This is a genomic window from Klebsiella sp. X13 (genome assembly GCF_003323835.1).
Taxonomy (GTDB): Bacteria; Pseudomonadota; Gammaproteobacteria; order Enterobacterales; family Enterobacteriaceae; genus Klebsiella; species Klebsiella ornithinolytica.
Map to the genome: position 1 here is coordinate 1,958,891 of NZ_CP030874.1, position 20,169 is coordinate 1,979,059.

Annotated in this window: 18 protein-coding genes; 10 read left to right on the top strand and 8 right to left on the bottom strand. The window is 55.1% G+C overall.

The window, feature by feature from the left end; all coding sequences use genetic code 11:
* Positions 1-3 precede the first annotated feature (3 nt).
* The 3 genes from dcuR to DSD31_RS09345 form a co-directional block, all read right to left on the bottom strand.
* Complete coding sequence (gene dcuR / locus DSD31_RS09335; protein WP_004864016.1) at positions 4-720, bottom strand: two-component system response regulator DcuR; 717 nt, start codon at positions 718-720, stop codon at positions 4-6.
* Positions 721-799: 79 nt separating this feature from the next.
* A complete protein-coding gene (locus tag DSD31_RS09340) occupies positions 800-2,485 on the bottom strand; it encodes an NAD-dependent malic enzyme (RefSeq protein WP_004864014.1) in 1,686 nt (561 codons plus the stop codon).
* Positions 2,486-2,557: 72 nt separating this feature from the next.
* Positions 2,558-3,505, bottom strand: coding sequence for an AEC family transporter (locus DSD31_RS09345; protein ID WP_044347111.1), 948 nt, complete (start codon positions 3,503-3,505; stop codon positions 2,558-2,560).
* Between the two features lie 427 nt (positions 3,506-3,932).
* On the opposite strand from DSD31_RS09345, the gene DSD31_RS09350 reads away from it, so the two are divergent.
* Entirely contained in the window at positions 3,933-5,267 is a 1,335-nt protein-coding gene (locus DSD31_RS09350) for a 2-hydroxycarboxylate transporter family protein (protein ID WP_004864007.1), read from the top strand.
* 64 nt (positions 5,268-5,331) lie between these two features.
* On the opposite strand, the gene pyk is transcribed toward DSD31_RS09350, so the two are convergent.
* Positions 5,332-6,774: a pyruvate kinase gene (gene pyk / locus DSD31_RS09355; RefSeq protein ID WP_004864005.1), complete on the bottom strand. Its 1,443-nt coding sequence runs from the start codon at positions 6,772-6,774 to the stop codon at positions 5,332-5,334.
* 126 nt (positions 6,775-6,900) lie between these two features.
* The gene (locus DSD31_RS09360; RefSeq protein ID WP_160873290.1) at positions 6,901-7,806 is read right to left on the bottom strand and encodes a MurR/RpiR family transcriptional regulator; all 906 of its coding nucleotides are present in this window, start codon (positions 7,804-7,806) and stop codon (positions 6,901-6,903) included.
* A gap of 319 nt (positions 7,807-8,125) precedes the next feature.
* Between DSD31_RS09360 and zwf the strand changes: the two genes are divergently transcribed.
* The 3 genes from zwf (at position 8,126) to DSD31_RS09380 (ending at position 12,315) form a co-directional block, all read left to right on the top strand.
* Entirely contained in the window at positions 8,126-9,601 is a 1,476-nt protein-coding gene (gene zwf, locus DSD31_RS09370; RefSeq protein WP_004863999.1) for a glucose-6-phosphate dehydrogenase, read from the top strand.
* Between the two features lie 221 nt (positions 9,602-9,822).
* Entirely contained in the window at positions 9,823-11,634 is a 1,812-nt protein-coding gene (edd, locus tag DSD31_RS09375; RefSeq protein WP_015584007.1) for a phosphogluconate dehydratase, read from the top strand.
* 39 nt (positions 11,635-11,673) lie between these two features.
* Positions 11,674-12,315: a bifunctional 4-hydroxy-2-oxoglutarate aldolase/2-dehydro-3-deoxy-phosphogluconate aldolase gene (locus DSD31_RS09380; protein WP_113990999.1), complete on the top strand. Its 642-nt coding sequence runs from the start codon at positions 11,674-11,676 to the stop codon at positions 12,313-12,315.
* Positions 12,316-12,377: 62 nt separating this feature from the next.
* Here the strand turns inward: DSD31_RS09380 and purT are convergent, their stop codons facing one another.
* The gene (gene purT / locus DSD31_RS09385; protein WP_113991000.1) at positions 12,378-13,556 is read right to left on the bottom strand and encodes a formate-dependent phosphoribosylglycinamide formyltransferase; all 1,179 of its coding nucleotides are present in this window, start codon (positions 13,554-13,556) and stop codon (positions 12,378-12,380) included.
* 135 nt (positions 13,557-13,691) lie between these two features.
* Here purT and DSD31_RS09390 point away from each other — a divergent pair, with 135 nt between their 5' ends.
* From DSD31_RS09390 to ptrB, 3 genes are all read left to right on the top strand, one after another.
* Positions 13,692-14,066: a YebG family protein gene (locus tag DSD31_RS09390; RefSeq protein WP_015584009.1), complete on the top strand. Its 375-nt coding sequence runs from the start codon at positions 13,692-13,694 to the stop codon at positions 14,064-14,066.
* 97 nt (positions 14,067-14,163) lie between these two features.
* A complete protein-coding gene (locus tag DSD31_RS09395; RefSeq protein ID WP_004863985.1) occupies positions 14,164-14,850 on the top strand; it encodes a tellurite resistance TerB family protein in 687 nt (228 codons plus the stop codon).
* 117 nt (positions 14,851-14,967) lie between these two features.
* Positions 14,968-17,028 (top strand): oligopeptidase B, encoded by a 2,061-nt coding sequence (ptrB, locus tag DSD31_RS09400; RefSeq protein ID WP_032724251.1) that lies wholly within the window; start codon positions 14,968-14,970, stop codon positions 17,026-17,028.
* Between the two features lie 5 nt (positions 17,029-17,033).
* Here the strand turns inward: ptrB and exoX are convergent, their stop codons facing one another.
* A complete protein-coding gene (gene exoX, locus DSD31_RS09405; RefSeq protein ID WP_004863981.1) occupies positions 17,034-17,693 on the bottom strand; it encodes an exodeoxyribonuclease X in 660 nt (219 codons plus the stop codon).
* 78 nt (positions 17,694-17,771) lie between these two features.
* Entirely contained in the window at positions 17,772-18,002 is a 231-nt protein-coding gene (locus DSD31_RS09410; RefSeq protein WP_004863978.1) for a DNA polymerase III subunit theta, read from the bottom strand.
* 126 nt (positions 18,003-18,128) lie between these two features.
* Between DSD31_RS09410 and yobA the strand changes: the two genes are divergently transcribed.
* From yobA to DSD31_RS09425, 3 genes are read left to right on the top strand one after another with little or no spacing between them, the layout of a single operon-like run.
* Positions 18,129-18,503, top strand: a complete 375-nt coding sequence (gene yobA, locus DSD31_RS09415) for a CopC domain-containing protein YobA (protein WP_004863975.1) — start codon at positions 18,129-18,131, stop codon at positions 18,501-18,503.
* 3 nt (positions 18,504-18,506) lie between these two features.
* Positions 18,507-19,376 carry a copper homeostasis membrane protein CopD gene (gene copD, locus DSD31_RS09420; protein ID WP_004863974.1) on the top strand — a complete coding sequence of 290 codons (870 nt, stop codon included), beginning with the start codon at positions 18,507-18,509 and terminating at the stop codon, positions 19,374-19,376.
* A 16-nt stretch (positions 19,377-19,392) separates the two neighbouring features.
* Positions 19,393-19,731: a YebY family protein gene (locus DSD31_RS09425; RefSeq protein WP_015584012.1), complete on the top strand. Its 339-nt coding sequence runs from the start codon at positions 19,393-19,395 to the stop codon at positions 19,729-19,731.
* Positions 19,732-20,169: the final 438 nt, after the last annotated feature.

Consider the following 20,169-nt stretch of genomic DNA (forward strand, 5'->3'; position numbering starts at 1 on the left):
GGTTCATTGGCTGTATTGTCTGAGTAAAGCGATATGTTCGCTAATCAACCGATAGCGGTATTCCGGTCTGCCGGTGAGACCATAGTGGTTATTGGTGAAGAGAATCCCCGTTTTTTCTAGCCAGATTAAATATTTACGACACGAAACTCTGGAGATTTGCAGCGCGGTGGCGATCTCATTTGTCGAGAAGGCACTCTCCTGATGGGTATCGATCCATTGGCATACCAGGCGCAGCGTTTGCGGCGTTAATCCCTTAGGTAAGCGGCGGGCGTTATCCGGGCGCTGAATACCGCTGCGCAGTAAATCGTCAACATCGGACTGCTCGTAGCGGGATTTGGCGCGCTGCAGCTCGCGTCGTTTACGCCATGTCAGCAGCGCCTCTTCAAAGCGCGGGAACTGAAACGGTTTAATTAAATAATCAACCACGCCATAGCGCATTGCCGTCTGGACGGTTGCCGCATCGGCGGCGGAAGTAATCATGATCGCATCGATGCTGCGGGCGCTCGTACGCAGGGTGGGCAGCAGATCCAGCCCGTTCTCTCGCTGCATGTACACATCCAGCAGAACCAAATCGATCGGTGGCAAATGGTTCAGCATCTGCTCAGCTTCCGCCAGCGTTGAGGCGATACCGCAGCAGCGAAAGTCGGCGACCCTGCTGATAAACAGCCGGTTCAGCTCCGCAACCATCGAATCATCATCCACAATAAGCACATTGAACATGCGTGGTTCCTTTGACTATCGGGAAGCAGGGGAGTCGACGCCTCGATGCTTCCCGCAGGATTAATGAAGAGACGTGTCGCTATAGCGATGAACGCTTATAGGAGGTGTAACGCGCGTGCCAGAAGGTTTTATCAATATTGGCGATCAGCTCTTCCTCGCTGAGTTTTGCGGCGACGCCTTCGGCCTGGGCCACCAGAGCGACATCAAGGGCAATGGCCCGGGAAATCATCTCAATCTCTTCTACCGGGGGTAATAATCCGCCTTTTCCGGTTGTGGCTAACGGCGAGTGCGCCGCCAGCGTTTTACTGCAGGTAATCAGCATGGCTTCGGTGACGCGTTCTGCTTTGGTCGCCAGGATGCCTAGCCCCAGTCCCGGGAAAATATAGGCGTTGTTGCACTGAGCGATATCGTAAGTCGCACCTTGACAGAACACCGGTTCAAACGGGCTGCCGGTGGCGATCAGCGCGTTACCCTGAGTCCATTCAAGCAACTCTTTCGGCTGCGCTTCGGCGCGGGAAGTTGGGTTAGAGAGCGGCATCACGATTGGCCGCGGGCAGTGGCGGTGCATCTCTTTGATAATCTCTTCGCTGAACAGACCCGGCTGGCCGGATACGCCAATGAGCACGGTCGGGTGCACATTGCGCACGACATCCATCAACGACAGGTTGGCAGACGTGACATCCCAGTGGGCAGTAGTGTCCCGCGGCGTCACGAGGCGTTGCTGAAAATCGAGCAGATTGGGCATCTCATCGGTCAGTAAACCAAAACGATCGACCATGAAGACTTTGCTGCGGGCCTCTTCCTCCGACAAACCATCATCAACCATCAGCGCAATAATTTTTTCAGCAATACCGCAGCCGGCGGAACCGCCGCCGAGGAAGACAACGCGCTGGTCGCGCATACGGGTACCTGCCACCGCGGCGGCGGCAATCAGCGTACCTGTCGTGACGGCAGCGGTTCCCTGGATATCATCGTTGAAACAGCACAGCTGGTTGCGATAGCGATTAAGCAGGCGGCTGGCATTCTTCTGGGCAAAATCTTCGAATTGCAGCAGGACATGCGGCCAGCGACGTTTTACCGCATCGACAAACATATCCATAAACTCCATATACTGATCGTCGTTAATGCGCGGATGACGCCAGCCCATATACAGCGGGTCTTCAAGGAGCTTCGCATTGTTGGTCCCGACGTCCAGCATCACTGGCAGCGTCGCGGCGGGATGAATGCCGCCGCAGGCGGTATACAACGAGAGTTTACCGATCGGAATACCCATCCCGCCGATGCCCTGATCGCCCAGACCAAGAATACGCTCGCCGTCGGTGACGACGATCACCTGAATATCGTTGCGCGAGAAGCCCTGCAGCATCTCGTCAATGTGATGGCGGTTAGGCCAGGAAATAAACAGACCGCGGCCGCGACGATAAATTTCAGAGAAGTGTTCGCAGGCTTCTCCGACGGTTGGCGTATAAATCACCGGCAGCATCTCTTTCATATGACGACGCAGTAAATGATAAAATAGTGTCTCGTTAGTATCCTGAATATTCCGCAGATAGATATGCCGGGAAATATCGCGCTTAAATTCACTGAACTGCTTCCACGCGCGCTCCGTTTGTTCTTCGATAGTTTCAACATTATGCGGAAGCAATCCCTGGAGATTAAACGCCGTTCTTTCCCCCTCGGTAAATGCGAGCCCTTTATTTAACAGCGGATTTTCCAGCAGGACTGCGCCATTATAAGGGGTATATAATGTTTCTTTGACTAACATTTGATGACTCCTGAACATTGTTTAAATAAAAACAGGTTTTAACTTGATAGAAATGTTGCCCTGAGACGGTAATTAAGAAATTAAATAAATCATGATCCCTTCGGTGACCACGCCAATGGCGGTGCCGAGTAAAATAGAGGATGAGGCCGGCTCAATATACGTATCGCTGCGCAGTGCAAACATACCGGCGGCGATGGCTGAAGGGGTTGCGCCAATGATAATAACCTGCTGCATCAGCGTGTGGCTAAGACCAAAAGCCAGGCCTGCCGCGGCCATCATGGCGGGCTGAATCAGATTTTTAATACTGATGTTGGTGCAGGTCTGAATATTAACCGTCGGGCGTTCGCCATAAAACAGCAGGCCAAGAGCAAACAGCGACAGGCCGCCGGCAATTTTCCCGACCATTTCAATCGGCATGCTGAGCATATGGGGAAGCTGTACGCCAGCAAGGCTCAGCAGCACCCCTGAGATAGGGATCCAGACGATTGGATTTCTTATGGCTTTCAGCAGGTTTTGCACAATCAGCTTACCAGCATGAATCTCCTCGCCATCGCCAGCGGCATGTTTATCGCCCATCCGAATCAGGATTATCGTCAGGGGAATCATGAACACGCTGGTGATTAAGTTGCCGATAAGCACGCCCAGAAAGCCTTCGGGTCCAATCAGGACGGCAAGGACCGGCGCACCGAAATAGGCCATATCAGGAAATGCGCACACCAGGGACTGGATCGCGCTGGTTTTGATGTCATGGCGGAATACATAGCGCGAGATCAGCAGAGTAAGGAAATAAGACCCCATCAGGCCAATCACTAATACGGCCATAAAGGCGAAGTTTTTAATTTTATCCGGGTTGGTATTTAACGCGCCAATAAAAAGATGGAAGGGCAGAGCAAACCGAATGACCACGGTGGCTAACACCGAAGCATCTTCACGACGGGTATAGCCTAACTTACCGCTGAGCCAACCGAGTAACATGATAAAAACTAATGGGAACAATGATTGCAATAGCAGCGTAGGCATAAATTATCCTGAAAATAGGGTGTAGGGTTGCTTGTGGTTTTTAATCTAACGATCCCCTATGGAATGAAAGGTGATTGAAATCACAATGGCGGGTATTTAAATAATTTCGCCTTGGGAACTTTACTTACAAATAGCGGTGCGGAGATTAACTCCTTGTTTTTCATGGCTGTCGATAACGCAATGTCGTAACCAATAACTTTAACTACGGCGTAATAATTTAAATTACTTAAAAGGGAGTTTCTAACTCAGTCACAAAGTCGTGAACGGAGAACGTTGTTTTCTTTTTTAGCGAAAATTCCTGTGCTACCGTTTACGTGGTTTTAATTCGAATGTTTCTTCATTTTTTGTTTCTTTTTATTTTTATTTGACTGCGCAATTTTAATATTGCGCCTCGATCCTACGCCATCTATCACAATTCAGGTGAAACATGAAAAATAATTCACTCAACCATCCGGTAGAACAAACGCACTCGAGTGGGCAAACTCCGCGGTTCTTATCCAACGTTGATGTCGGCGCCGTACCTTTAACGCTGTTTGTCGGTATTGCAATGATTGTCGCCGTCTCATCAATGGCGGGACTGTTGCCAAAGAACATGATTGGCGGGCTGGCGGTCATTATGACCCTGGGATTCGCGCTGGCCAAAATCGGGCGAATGGTGCCGGTGCTTAAAGATATCGGCGGCCCGGCCATTTTGTGTCTGATGATGCCGTCGGTACTGGTCTATTTCGGGGTATTTGATCCCCACACTCTGGGCACCGTGCATCTGTTGATGAAAGAGGCCAATTTACTCTATTTTGTCATCGCCTGTCTGGTGGTTGGCAGTATTCTGGGAATGAACAGAACCATTCTTATCCAGGGAATGGTGCGTATGTTCGTTCCGCTGGTTGTGGGGACCGGAGCGGCGATCGCGACGGGGCTGCTGGTGGGAAGCCTGTTTGGCTACAGCATGTACCATACCTTTTTCTTTATTATTGTGCCGATTATCGGCGGCGGTATTGGGGAAGGCATCCTGCCGCTGTCGCTGGCATATTCTGCGATCCTTGGGCAAACGCCGGACGTGTATGTGGCACAGCTGGCGCCAGCTGCGGTGGTGGGGAATATCTTCGCCATTATCTGCGCAGGCTTTCTGGCTCGCCTGGGCGTCCGCCGCCCGGCGCTGTCCGGCGATGGCATGTTAATTCGCAGCCATGATGATAACCACGTTTTCTCGCAGTCTCAGGGAGGGCAGCCCACCGATTTCCAGCTGATGGGGGCCGGGCTGCTAATGATCTGCGCATTTTTCATCGTTGGCGGGCTGCTGGAGAAAGTGCTGCACATCCCGGGACCGGTATTGATGATTCTGGCCGCCGTTCTGTGCAAATACACCAAAATTATCCCCGCAGCGATGGAGCTGGGGGCGCATAGCTGCTACAAATTTGTGTCCGCAGCCCTCGTCTGGCCGCTGATGATCGGCCTTGGGATGCTATATGTCCCTCTGGAGAGCGTGGTTTCCGTCTTCTCGATTGGCTACGTCGTGGTTTGCGGTTCCATCGTGATTGCCATGGCGTTAAGCGGATTTTTCATCGCTTCCCGGCTGAATATGTATCCTGTTGAAGCGGCGATTGTGACCAGCTGCCACAGTGGGCTGGGCGGCACCGGGGATGTGGCGATACTCTCGGCATCGAATCGCATGTCGCTGATGCCGTTTGCACAGATTGCCACCCGTATTGGCGGCGCCTCAACGGTGATTGCCGCGACGTTGCTGCTGAGTTGGATTGTCTGATTACGGATAAAAAAAACCTGCCAGCATGATGCTGGCAGGTTGGGCGTTCACCACGAGGTCGGTATTACTCGACGGTCAGAATACGCGTGGTGTTAGTGCTGCCGATGGTGCTCATCACGTCACCCTGGGTCACGATAACGAGGTCACCGGAGACCAGATAGCCTTTATCGCGCAGCAGATTCACCGCATCGTGCGCCGCCGCGACGCCGTCGTTGGTGCTGTCGAAGTGAACCGGCGTCACGCCGCGATACAAGGCGGTCAGGTTCAGCGTACGTTCATGGCGGGAGAGGGCGAAAATGGGCAGGCCAGAGCTAATGCGTGAAGTCATCAGCGCGGTACGACCGGACTCGGTCATGGTGATGATCGCGGTGACGCCTTTCAGGTGGTTCGCCGCATACATCGCTGACATGGCAATCGCCTCTTCAACGTTATCGAACTGGATATCCAGACGATGTTTGGAGACGTTGAGGCTTGGGATTTTTTCGGCGCCCAGACAGACGCGCGCCATAGCGGCCACGGTTTCTGACGGATACTGACCGGCGGCGGTTTCCGCTGAGAGCATCACGGCATCGGTACCGTCGAGGACGGCGTTAGCGACGTCCATGACTTCCGCGCGGGTTGGCATCGGGTTAGTAATCATCGACTCCATCATCTGAGTCGCGGTGATGACCGAACGGTTCAGCTGACGAGCGCGGCGAATCAGGGCTTTCTGGATCCCCACCAGCTCCGGGTCGCCGATTTCAACGCCAAGGTCGCCACGGGCAACCATCACCACGTCAGAGGCCAGAATTACGTCGTCCATTGCGTCCTGATCGCAAACCGCTTCCGCACGCTCAACTTTCGCGACGATCTTCGCATCGCAGCCGGCTTCGCGCGCCAGGCGGCGGGCATAGTTCAGGTCTTCGCCACAGCGTGGGAAGGAGACGGCCAGGTAATCAACGCCGATTTTCGCCGCGGTGACGATGTCAGCCTTGTCTTTCTCAGTCAGCGCTTCGGCGGACAGGCCGCCACCCAGTTTGTTGATACCTTTATTGTTTGACAGCGGTCCGCCGACGGTGACTTCGGTGAACACTTTCAGACCCTTAACTTCGATGACTTTCAGCTGTACGCGGCCATCGTCCAGCAGCAGGATATCGCCTGGCACGACATCCGCCGGCAGGCCTTTATAATCAATACCGACTTTCTCTTTGTCGCCTTCGCCTTTGCCCAGCTCTGCATCAAGCAGGAATTTGTCGCCGATATTAAGGAAAATTTTGCCTTCTTTGAAGGTGGATACGCGAATTTTGGGGCCTTGCAGATCGCCGAGGATGGCCACATGACGGCCCAGTTTTGCCGCGATCTGACGGACTTTATCCGCGCGAATCTGATGATCTTCCGGGGTACCGTGAGAGAAGTTCATACGTACCACGTTAGCGCCTGCGGCGATCACCTTTTCAAGGTTGTTATCACGATCGGTTGCCGGGCCTAAGGTCGTTACGATTTTGGTTCTGCGAAGCCTTCTGGACATGTAATACTCCGTTGACTAAAACAACTTTGGTGTTGCGTGAACATGGAATCGGCGGTGCCGGTCAGCAATGTCGCTCTGCCGGAACGTTACCGAAGGTGTAATGGGTCACTACCTAATTATCAAGTTTTATGGGTTGTCGCTGTGTACAGGCAGCTCTTTATCAAAACGCGATTCCTTCAATGCTTCCTTGACCCTCTTCAAGTTATCTCTGAATTTCGCTCCTCGACGGAGGGTAAAACCGGTGGCCAGCACATCTATTACCGTCAGCTGAGCAAGACGTGAAACCATGGGCATATAGATATCCGTATCTTCGGGGACATCAAGCGTAATCGACAAGGTTGCCTCTCGCGCCAGCGGGGTACCCGCCGACGTGATGGCGATGACCATGGCATCGTTTTCACGCGCCAGCTGCGCCAGTTCGACCTGGCTTTTTGTCCGGCCAGTATGTGAGATAATCACGACAACGTCATCATCATTGCAATTCATACAGCTCATGCGTTGCAGGACAATGTCGTCGGAGTAGATAACCGGAACGTTAAAACGGAAAAATTTGTTCATGGCGTCATGCGCGACGGCTGCCGAGGAGCCGAGGCCAAAGAAGGCAATTTTCTTGGCCTGGGTCAGAAGGTCGACGGCACGATTAACCGCTGACATATCGAGAGAGTGGTGGACCTGATCTAAACTGGCCATGGCTGACTCGAAAATCTTCCCCGTATAGGACTCTACGCTGTCGTCTTCATCGACATTGCGGTTAACATAGAGAGTACCGTGTGCCAGGCTTTGTGCCAGGTGAAGTTTAAAATCAGGAAAGCCGCGGGTTTCCAGACTCCGGCAAAAACGGTTAACGGTCGGTTCGCTGACGCCAGCTTCCAGCGCCAGGGCCGCAATGCTTGAATGAATTGCCTGAGCAGGCGTAGCAAGAATGACTTCCGCCACTTTGCGTTCGGATTTGCTAAGGTGTTCCAGCCGGGACTGGATTTTTTCCAGCATGTTCATGGGTAACGGAGCGCTCATCAGTGGAAGCGATTTCATTAATGGATGAAATCATCAGGCGTTTTAGCAAGAATATACCCCTCCGTTACGCTAAGCGGGGAGGAATGACGTTAAAAAATGTTGTTTTTTTTCATTACATGATCAGAGTCGTATTTTATTAACTTAAAACCGGTCGAAAGAACGAACAAGTTTAGCCGTTTGCCCAAATAGTCGCCGGAACTTTTCTCCGCGTGCGGTTTAGCGTCGGGAATGGCGGCCTGAGGGTTTCGGGAAGTTCGTAAACACAGTACAGTGCAGTGTAAGAAAATTACAAATATAGCCTGGCATAAGCACCAGACTATCAACTGAGGAGAATGACATGGCGGTAACGCAAACGGCCCAGGCATGCGATCTGGTCATTTTCGGCGCGAAGGGTGACCTGGCGCGTCGTAAATTGTTGCCTTCCCTGTATCAGCTCGAAAAAGCTGGCCAGATCAACCCTGAGACCCGGATTATCGGGGTCGGACGTGCTGACTGGGATAAAGATGCTTACACCAAAGTCGTCCGTGAAGCGCTTGAAACCTTCATGAAGGAAAAGATTGATGAAGGTTTGTGGGAAACCCTGAGCGGACGTCTGGATTTTTGTAACCTCGATGTGAACGATACCAAAGCGTTTTCCCGTTTGGGCAAAATGCTGGATCAGGAAAACCGCGTCACCATCAACTACTTTGCCATGCCGCCGAGCACTTTTGGCGCCATTTGCAAAGGCCTCGGCCAGGCGAAACTGAACGCCAAACCTGCGCGCGTGGTGATGGAAAAACCGCTGGGTACCTCTCTGGATACCTCCCGCGAGATCAACGATCAGGTCGGCGAATTCTTCGAAGAGTGCCAGGTTTACCGTATCGACCATTACCTCGGCAAAGAAACGGTGCTCAACCTGCTGGCGCTGCGCTTTGCGAACTCCCTGTTTGTCAATAACTGGGACTGCCGCACGATCGACCACGTTGAAATCACCGTAGCGGAAGAAGTGGGTATCGAAGGTCGCTGGGGTTACTTCGATCAGGCCGGGCAAATGCGCGACATGATCCAGAACCATCTGCTGCAGATCCTGTGCATGATCGCGATGTCGCCGCCGTCAGACCTCAGTGCCGACAGTATTCGTGACGAAAAAGTAAAAGTGCTGAAGTCGCTGCGCCGTATCGACCGCTCCAACGTGCGTGAGAAAACGGTCCGCGGTCAGTACACCGCCGGCTTCGCCCAGGGTAAAAAAGTCCCGGGCTACCTCGAAGAAGAGGGGGCGAACAAATCCAGCAATACCGAGACCTTTGTGGCTATCCGCGTCGATATCGATAACTGGCGCTGGGCCGGCGTGCCGTTCTACCTGCGTACCGGTAAACGCCTGCCGACCAAATGTTCTGAAGTGGTGGTGTATTTCAAAACCCCGGAGCTGAACCTGTTTAAAGAGAACTGGCAGGAGCTGCCGCAGAACAAGCTGACGATTCGTCTGCAGCCGGATGAGGGCGTGGATATTCAGGTCCTCAACAAAGTGCCGGGCCTTGACCACAAACACAATCTGCAGATAACCAAGCTGGATCTGAGCTATTCGGAGACCTTCAACCAGACTCACCTGGCGGATGCCTATGAACGTCTGCTGCTGGAAACCATGCGCGGTATCCAGGCGCTGTTCGTGCGTCGCGATGAAGTCGAAGAGGCGTGGAAGTGGGTTGACTCTATTACTGAAGCCTGGGCTGCTGACCGCGATGCGCCGAAGCCCTATCAGGCAGGTACCTGGGGGCCGGTCGCCTCTGTGGCGATGATCACCCGCGACGGTCGGTCCTGGAACGAATTTGAATAGTTTGCGGGTTATCCGGAGGAGTTATTTTACCGGTAACATGATCTGACGCAGCAAGTCGCATAATTTTTGCTCTTTTAAGCCCCGGGAGGATTCACCCCCGGGGCTTTTTTTATTACACTGCGGATAGATATTTTGCCGCTGAGCTGCAGTGTTGGTGCCTTTCACCTTCTAAGAAGTTGCTAAAATGCTGTGGCCGGACAGATAAAAATTCAGGAGCCTTTATGAATTCGACAATGTTACGGGTAACAAATCGCATTATCGAACGGTCGCGCGATACCCGCACCGCCTACCTCGCACGGATTAACCAGGCGAAGACCGATACCGTCCATCGCGCGCAGCTGGCGTGCGGTAATCTCGCCCACGGCTTTGCTGCCTGTCAGTCGGACGATAAAGCCTCGCTGAAAAGCATGTTGCGTAACAATATCGCCATTATTACCTCTTACAACGACATGCTGTCCGCCCACCAGCCCTATGAGTATTACCCGGATATCATTCGCAAAGCGCTGCATTCGGTAAATGCGGTAGGCCAGGTCGCGGGGGGCGTTCCGGCGATGTGCGATGGTGTCACCCAAGGTCAGGACGGGATGGAACTCTCCCTCCTGAGCCGCGAAGTGATTGCAATGTCGGCCGCTATCGGCCTGTCGCATAACATGTTCGACGGCGCGCTGTATCTGGGCGTATGTGACAAAATCGTCCCCGGACTGACGATGGCCGCGCTCTCCTTTGGCCACCTGCCGTCAGTCTTCGTACCGTCGGGCCCGATGGCCAGCGGCCTGCCAAATAAAGAAAAAGTGCGCATCCGCCAGCTGTATGCTGAGGGTAAAGTCGATCGTATGGCGCTGCTGGAGTCTGAAGCGGCGTCCTACCACGCCCCGGGTACCTGCACATTTTACGGTACGGCGAACACCAACCAGATGGTGGTGGAGTTTATGGGCATGCAGCTTCCGGGCTCGTCGTTTGTGCATCCGGATGCCGAACTGCGCCAGGCGCTGACCGCCGCCGCCGCACGCCAGGTGACGCGCATGACCGGTAACGGTAATGAATGGATGCCGTTAGGCAAAATGTTTGATGAGAAAGTGGTGGTCAACGGGATCGTGGCGCTGCTGGCAACCGGCGGTTCGACCAACCATACGATGCACCTGGTGGCGATGGCTCGCGCGGCGGGCATTATCATTAACTGGGATGATTTCTCCGATCTCTCCGACGTTGTGCCGCTGCTGGCGCGCCTTTACCCGAACGGTCCGGCGGATATAAACCACTTCCAGGCCGCGGGCGGCGTACCGGTGCTGGTCCGTGAGCTGCTGAAAGGCGGCCTGCTGCACGAAGAGGTCAACACCGTAGCCGGTTTTGGTCTCTCGCGTTACACCATGGAACCCTGGCTGAATAACGGCGAACTGGACTGGCGTGAAGGGGCGACGGCGCCATTAGACGATCAGGTTATTGCAACTTTCGACAAGCCATTCTCTCGCCATGGCGGGACGAAAGTGCTGAGCGGCAACCTCGGGCGTGCGGTGATGAAAACCTCGGCCGTACCGGTTGAGAACCAGATCATTGAAGCGCCGGCGGTGGTGTTTGAAAGCCAGCACGACGTTTTGCCTGCTTTCGAGGCCGGAATGCTGGACAAGGATTGCGTGGTGGTTGTTCGCCACCAGGGGCCAAAAGCGAACGGCATGCCAGAATTACATAAACTTATGCCGCCACTTGGTGTATTATTGGACCGCCGTTTCAAAATTGCGCTGGTTACCGATGGTCGACTCTCTGGCGCATCCGGCAAGGTTCCGTCAGCAATCCACGTTACGCCGGAAGCGTATGATGGCGGGCTGCTGGCAAAAGTACGTGATGGCGATATCATCCGCGTCAACGGGCAGACGGGCGAACTGACGCTGCTGGTGGATGACGCTGAACTGGCTGCACGCCAGCCGCATGTTCCTGACCTCAGCAGTTCGCGCGTCGGGAGCGGCCGGGAAATGTTCGCAGCGCTGCGTGAAAAACTCTCCGGAGCCGAACAGGGCGCAACCTGCATCACTTTTTAAGACGATACAATTTGTAGATCTGGCGAGAGAGAAACTCTGATGAAAAACTGGAAAACAACTGCAGAAGCAATCCTCACCAACGGCCCGGTTGTCCCGGTGATCGTGGTGAAAAAGCTGGAACACGCTGTGCCGATGGCCAAAGCGCTGGTTGCCGGCGGCGTACGCGTACTGGAAGTCACGCTGCGTACCGCATGCGCGCTTGATGCGATTCGCGCGATTGCGAAAGAAGTGCCGGAGGCGATTGTCGGCGCAGGTACCGTAACAAACGTTGAGCAGCTGAAAGCCGTCACCGAAGCTGGCGCGCAGTTCGCTATCAGCCCGGGTCTGACCGAGTCCCTGCTGAAAGCGGCGACTGAAGAAGGGACCATCCCGCTGATCCCGGGGATCAGCACCGTGTCCGAACTGATGCTGGGCATGCAGTATGGCCTGAAAGAGTTCAAATTCTTCCCGGCAGAAGCTAACGGCGGCGTGAAAGCGCTGCAGGCGATTGGCGGTCCGTTCGCCCATATCCGTTTCTGCCCGACTGGCGGCATCTCTCCGACGAACTACCGCGACTACCTGGCACTGAACAGCGTGCTGTGCATCGGTGGTTCCTGGCTGGTTCCGGCGGATGCGCTGGAAGCGGGCGATTACGACCGTATTACCAAAATTGCTCGCGAAGCGGTGGAAGGCGCGAAGTAATTTTCACGCCCTGATAACGAGCGAAATCCAGACCCGGTAGCGCTGAGGCGACCGGGTTTTTTTTATCCCTGAACCAGCACGGCCGACGCGGCGGCTTTCGCGCGCGCCACCGCCTCCTCGACGCTATCGGCGACGGCCAGCGTGACGCCCAGTCGACGAGAACCGTCAATCTCCGGCTTACCGAACAGGCGCAGCTGCAGTCCCGCCCCTACCGCGCCCTGGATATTGCTAAAGGTGACGTTCTGGCTGGTGAGCTGCGGCAGAATGACCGCGGAGGCCGCCGGGCCATACTGGCGAATCGCGCCAACCGGCAGACCGAGGAAGGCGCGAACGTGCAGAGCAAATTCCGAGAGGTCCTGGGAAATCAGCGTCACCATCCCGGTGTCGTGTGGGCGAGGGGAGACTTCACTGAAAATCACCTCATCGCCGCAGACGAACAGCTCTACGCCAAACAGACCGTAGCCGCCAAGCGCCAGCACGACTTTGCTGGCAATTTCCTGGGCGCGGGCCAACGCCAGCTCGCTCATCTGCTGCGGCTGCCAGGATTCGCGATAATCGCCATCCTCCTGGCGATGGCCGACCGGGGCGCAGAAATGGACGCCATCGACCGCGCTGACGGTAAGCAGGGTAATTTCAAAATCGAAATTCACCACCCCCTCGACGATAACCCGACCGGCGCCCGCGCGGCCACCTTGTTGCGCATAGCGCCAGGCCTCAGCCAGCTGATCAGCGTGACGAATAAAGCTCTGACCTTTGCCAGAAGAGCTCATGACCGGCTTCACAATGCAGGGAAGGCCAATCTCCGCGACGGCTTCGCGAAAGGCCGCTTCGCTGTCGGCAAAGCGGTATGCCGAGGTGGGAAGCAGCAGCTCCTCCGCAGCCAGGCGGCGAATACCTTCGCGATTCATGGTCAGTTTCGCCGCGCGAGCGGTGGGAACGACTTTCTGCCCGGCCTGCTCCAGCTCCACCAGCGTATCCGTAGCGATAGCTTCAATTTCCGGTACGATAAAGTCAGGTTTTTCTTCCGCAATCAGCGCGCGCAGCGTTTCACCATGCAGCATGTTGATGACGTGCGAACGGTGCGCCACTTGCATCGCCGGCGCGTCGGGGTAGCGGTCGACTGCGATGGTCTCAATACCCAGCCGTTGGCACTCAATGGCGACTTCTTTACCCAGTTCGCCGGAACCTAACAACATCACCCGTGTCGCTGCCGGACGCAGCGCTGTGCCTAATAACGTCATGACTCTTTTCCACAGTAAAAAAACATGCGCCACATTATAAACGAAAACGTTTGCGTCTGTCTTTATGACCGTTGGTTGAGTCCTGGGTGAAAATTTGCTATACTGTATAAAAATACAGTATAAAGAGGCTGCACAATGGCGGTTGAAATTAAATATGTGGTGATCCGCGAAGGTGAGGAAAAGATGTCGTTTACCAGCAAAAAAGAGGCCGATGCTTACGACAAAATGCTCGATCTTGCCGAGGTCCTCAACGACTGGCTGGTAGAGTGCCCGCTGACGCTGGATGAAACCCAGCGTGATGAAATGGCAATGTGGCTGGCGGAACGCAAAGAGACATTGCACCACATTCTGAGGTCAGGAAAACGCCCGGAAGCAGAAGACGGGGCAACCGGACAGGCTTCTCAGGATGAGAGCTCCGCGGCTGAAATCTCAGAGGCCGTAGCCGAGGGGGCAAGCGAACAACCCGCGGCAACCGCGCCGGCAAAATCGCGCAAGGTAAAGGCCGCCTGAGTCCGGCCGAATTTGCGCATCTTTAGCTGCTCATAACATTTCCTGACATCTCGTCGTTTAGGCTGATGACATCGCTTAATAAGCAACGAGGGAAATCATGGCTAACTGGCTTAATCAACTCCAGTCCCTGCTGGGCCAGCAGGGACCGTCTTCCTCATCAGGCGAGCGGCCGGATGGTAAAAGCTTCCTTCTGCCCGGGGCGCTGGGCGGCCTGGCGGGGCTGCTGGTGGCCAGTAAATCATCGCGCAAGCTGCTGGCCAAATATGGCACCAGCGCACTGCTGGTTGGCGGCGGGGCGGTGGCGGGAAGCGTGCTGTGGAACAAGTATCAGCAGAAAATGCGGGAAAATTCCCCTGCGCAATCTGTCGCTTCGCCGGGGCAAGCCACCGGGGCGTCAACCTCGCCAGCCTCCGGGCTTGATGCCCGCAGTGAACGGCTCATTCTGGCGCTGGTGTTTGCCGCTAAAAGCGACGGGCACATTGATGACAGCGAGCGGGCAAACATTGAAGAGCAGCTGCGCGCGGCCGGTATTGCCGTGCAGGGGCGCGTTCTGATCGATCGCGCGCTGTCCCAGCCTCTCGATCCGCAGCGTCTGGCGCAGGGCCTCAACAGCGAGCAAGAGGCGCTGGAGATCTATTACATCAGCTGTGCGGCGATCGATATCGACCATTTTATGGAGCGTAGCTATCTCAACGCTCTGGGCGAAGCCTTAGGCCTCCCGCCAGAAGTGCGTGCCGACATCGAACAGGATATTCAGGCACAAAAACAGGCGCTTTCTACCTAAATCAGCAGGTTTTGCTTGCAACGTGGGCCACTTTTGCCACCCTTATACACACGCCATCCTTCAAGCCGCTTCTTGAATGATTTTGTGTATGAAATACAGGATGCAGAAGACCAAAAGATGCCACCAAAAGCAAAACGAATCCCCCACGCCATGACCCTTCATGGCGATACCCGTATCGATAATTACTTCTGGCTGCGCGACGATGAGCGTTCGCGGCCGGAAGTGCTTGATTATCTTCGCGAGGAAAATGAGTACGGCCGGCAGGTCATGGCGACTCAACGTAGCCTGCAGGAGCGGGTGCTAAAAGAGATTATTGATCGTATCCCGCCGCGCGAAGTCTCCGCGCCCTACAGCAAAAATGGCTACCGCTATCGTCAGGTATATGAGCCGGGCTGTGAATACGCTATTTATCAGCGTCAGTCGGTGCTGAAAGAGGAGTGGGATGAATGGGAGGTGCTGCTCGATAGCAACCAGCGCGCGGCGCAGAGTGAATTCTATACTCTCGGTGGGCTGGGCATTTCGCCGGATAACATGATCATGGCGCTGGCGGAGGATTATCTCTCCCGTCGGCAGTATGGCCTGCGTTTGTGCAATCTGCAAAATGGCGAATGGTATCCTGAAGTGCTGGAAAACGTCTCCCCGGAATTTGCCTGGAGCAATGATTCGCAAACGCTGTGGTATGTCCGCAAGCACCCGACTACGCTGCTGCCTTACCAGGTCTGGCGGCATACCGTGGGCGCTTCGCCGCGTTCCGATGTGCTGGTCTACGAGGAGAAGGATGAAACCTTCTACGTCAGCCTCCATACGACCACCTCCCGGCAATTCGCCGTGATCTATCTTGCCAGCGCGACAACCAGTGAAGTGCGGCTGCTGAATACCGAAATGCCGGATGCGGAACCGGTGTGTTTCCTGCCGCGACGTAAAGATCACGAGTACAGTCTCGATCATTACCAGCATGCTTTTTATCTTCGCTCCAACCGCGAGGGGAAAAACTTTGGTCTCTATCGTACCCATGAACGCGACGAACAGCAGTGGGAGACGCTGATTGCGCCACGCCAGGATGTGATGCTCGAGGGATTCACCCTGTTTACCGACTGGTTGGTGGTTGAAGAGCGCCAGCGCGGGTTAACCAGCCTGCGCCAGATTAACCGCAAGACCCGGGAAGCGGTTGGCATTGCCTTTGATGACCCGGCCTACGTGACCTGGCTTGCCTATAATCCGGAGCCGGAAACTTCGCGCTTACGCTACGGATACTCATCCATGACCACGCCGGATACGCTCTTTGAGCTGGATATGGATACCGGTGAGCGGCGGGTATTGAAACAGCAGGAAGTGAAAGGGTTTGAGGCCAGCCATTATCGCAGTGAACATCTGTGGATTAAGGCTCGGGATGGTGTGGAGGTTCCTGTTTCGCTGGTTTATCGGCGTGAGCATTTCCGCAAGGGCGTCAGTCCGCTGCTGGTCTATGCCTACGGGTCGTACGGCGCCAGCGAAGATGCTGATTTCAGCGCCAGCCGGTTGAGCCTGCTCGATCGTGGTTTCGTGTTTGCGATCGCCCACGTTCGCGGCGGCGGTGAATTAGGGCAGCAGTGGTACGAAGACGGCAAATTCCTGTGTAAAAAGAATACCTTTAATGATTATCTTGATGTCTGCGATGCGCTGCTGGCGCAGGGATATGGCGATCCTCGCCTGTGCTACGGCATGGGCGGCAGCGCGGGCGGCATGTTAATGGGCGTCGCTATTAATGAGCGGCCGGAGCTGTTTCACGGCGTAGTGGCTCAGGTTCCGTTTGTCGATGTCCTGACCACCATGCTCGACGAGTCGATTCCGCTGACGACCGGGGAATTTGAAGAGTGGGGAAATCCGCAGGACGAAGAGTACTATCGCTATATGAAGAGCTACAGTCCTTACGATGGCGTCACGGCGCAGGCCTATCCCCATCTGCTGGTTACCACCGGGCTGCACGATTCCCAGGTGCAATACTGGGAACCGGCAAAATGGGTGGCCAGGCTGCGCGAGCTGAAAACGGACGATAACCTGTTACTGCTGTGCACCGATATGGATTCAGGGCACGGCGGTAAGTCGGGGCGTTTTAAAAGCTATGAAGGGGTTGCGCTGGAGTATGCCTTTCTGATTGGCCTGGCGCAGGGGACGTTACCCGGCCAGGCGGACGTTTAGCGTCGCTACTCCCCGAGATAGTGCTTGAGCGTTAAGCGCAGCTCGGGGCTCATCCGATCCAGGTTATTGAACAGCCAGCGTAAATAGCCCGGGTCGTTTTCTGCGATTTCGGCCACCGCCTTGCCGCGATATTTACCGAAGGTAAAGGTGGTCAGCAGCGCCGGACGACCGGTAATGGTCGCCATCTCCTCAGGCTGCCAGCCGGAAACGTTGATAATATCGAGAAGCAGTGCGGCGGTGATATAGCAGTCGTACAGCGCGCGGTGTTGATGCAGTCCGGCAGGCGTTGCGACACTGAGCTTACGCGATTTATACAGCCCCATATTGCTGTATTTAATGCCTGGCCACAGACGGCGGGCCATCTTCATGGTGCAGATCCACTCCCCGTGCATTTCCGGTAACACCCGGCGATCGAAGCTGGCGTTGTGGGCGACATACCACCGGCTGCCGATGTAATGCGGCAGAACCTCTTCAATCCACGGCTTGTCGGCGACCATCTCTTCGGTGATACGGTGAATTGCCATGGCCTGGGGGCTGATAGGTCGGTCGGGACGAACCAGATGACTCATGGGATTGGTTATCTGACCATCGACAATATCAACAGAGGCGATTTCCACAATGCCTCCCTGCAGTCCGCAGGTTTCCGTATCGATTACGCGTAGCATGGCTCACTCCGGCCCAAAGAAACCAGCGTAAATGAATGCGCAGCGCTTGCCAACCGGGACGTCCGTAAGGGACGAGAATTATTTCGCTTTGGGTTCATAGGGCAGGCGCGACAGCGAAACAGACGCCAGTCGATGGGCGATCAGGCGTTCACGGAACCAGTCACGCAGGTGTGACGGTTGCTCCCGCTCCACTAAATCGGCGACAACGGGCATATTGTAGCGTTCTTTAAAGGCGACACCGGCCGCGGCAAGGTCGACGTTCACTTTGTCCATCTCGTCCTGCGAAATTTTGGCCAGATTTTTTTCCATATGGTTTCTCCTTCATGATGCTGAAAACCGATCGGGCGCGACGTCGGACCGGGACGCATCGCTCGACTACGCCATTATACAGGGTTATTCTCTGTGCTACATACATAACGAAAAGGAATGACGATTATGCGTACCATCGCCGGGCGCGCGCTGCGCGCCTCTGCTTTTTTCGCCGGTTTCCTCGTCAGCACCGCGGCCTTTGCCCATGCGCATCTTCAACAGCAAACGCCAGCCGCAGATTCGACTGTCGCCGCCTCTCCCGAATCACTGACCTTGAGCTTTTCTGAAGGTATCGAAACGGCCTTTAGCGCCGTGACCCTGACCGGCCCGCAGCAGAAAGCCGTTGCGACCGGTAAGCTTACCCGCAGCGACAGCAATAAAGCCCAGCTGATTGTTCCGCTGACGCAGCCGCTGGCGGCGGGGGAGTATACCGTTGACTGGCACGTGGTCTCCGTTGATGGCCACAAAACCAAAGGGCAATATCACTTTACCGTGAAATAACGCATGCTCACGGGAATCTATATCGGTCTGCGCTTCGTCCACTTTCTCTCGCTGATGGTGGCGTTTGGCTGCGTGCTGTACGGCGCGTGGTGGGCGCCGCTGACGCTGCGGCGTTTGCTGATGCAGCGTTTCTTCCCGCTACTGCGCCACCTTCTGCTGCTCAGCGCGGTTTCTGCGCTGCTGATGCTGATGGTACAGGGCGGTCTGATGGGGAATGGTTGGGCGGATCTCTGGCAGCCTGCTATCTGGCAAGCCGTTGCCGGTACCCGCTTTGGCAGCGTCTGGGTCTGGCAGATTCTGCTGGCGTGGATTGCGCTGGCGATCGCGTGGCTCAAACCTCGTCGTCCGGCGCGTCTGCTGCTGGTGCTGCTGTGCGCGCAGATCTTGCTGATGGCGGGCGTTGGCCATGCGGCAATGAGCGAGGGGGGACGAGGTGTAGTGCAGCGGACTAACCATGCTGTGCATCTGTTCTGTGTCGCCGGCTGGTTTGGCGGGCTGCTGCCGTTCATCTACTGCCTGCGCCTGGCGCGCGGGCGCTGGCGTCAGGCCGCTATCGGCACCATGATGCGCTTTTCTCGCTACGGACATCTGGCGGTTGCGGGCGCGATCGCCAGCGGTGTGATAAATGCGCTGCTGATCCAGGGCGGATTATTCCGTGATTCGCTGTGGGGAGAGATGCTATTGATCAAATGTGCCCTGGTCGCAGGGATGGTAGCAATTGCGCTGGTGAACAGGTATGTTCTGGTGCCACGTATGTCGGTGAACGGAACGCGAGCGGAGCAGCTCATTTTGCGCACCACGCAGGTTGAAATGGCGCTCGGAGCATTGGCGCTGCTGGCCGTCAGCCTGTTTGCGACCTGGGAACCTTACTGAATTAACTGGCTAAATCATGAAAAAAACTCTTTTAACTATGTTGTTACTGGCAAGCTCTGGCGTCGCGCTGGCAGCACCGCAGATTATCACCGTTAGCCGCTTCGAAGTGGGGAAAGATAATTGGGCGTTCAATCGCGAAGAGGTGATGTTGACCTGTCGCCCGGGGAATGCGCTGTTTGCCATTAACCCCAGCACGCTGGTGCAGTATCCGTTGAATGATGTTGCTGAGCAGCAGGTGAAAGCGGGGAAAACCAGCGCTCAGCCGATCTCAGTGATCCTGGTCGACGATCCGCAACATCCGGGACAAAAAATGAGCCTTGCGCCATTTATTGAGCGCGCGCAGAAGCTTTGTTGATACCCGAACCTATCTTACTGTATTAAAATATAAAAAACCGCCTGCGTTCCTTTCAGGAAGCGGCGGTTTTTTGTTGGCACCGGCCATTTTGTCAGGAATTATTCGACCACTTTTGTTGCGGACTGGAAAACCTGACGCGGTAAACTATTCTTATAAGGCAAGGCGACTTAGCCTGCATTAATGCCAACTTTTAGCGCACGGCTCTCTCCCAAGAGCCATTTCCCTGGACCGAATACAGGAATCGTGTTCGGTCTCTTTTTATCTGAAGCTTATCAACTCGTTACATAAAAAGACCGGAAATCATCCCTCATTTCCCGTTACGGTCTTTTTCCCTTATACCACAACAAAAAACGCCTTAACATTCTCTTTACAGAAAATCTGAGCCGGATACTGCGGGTCAAGGTCAGGGCGATGGCGCGCCGCGCGCCCGCAGACAAG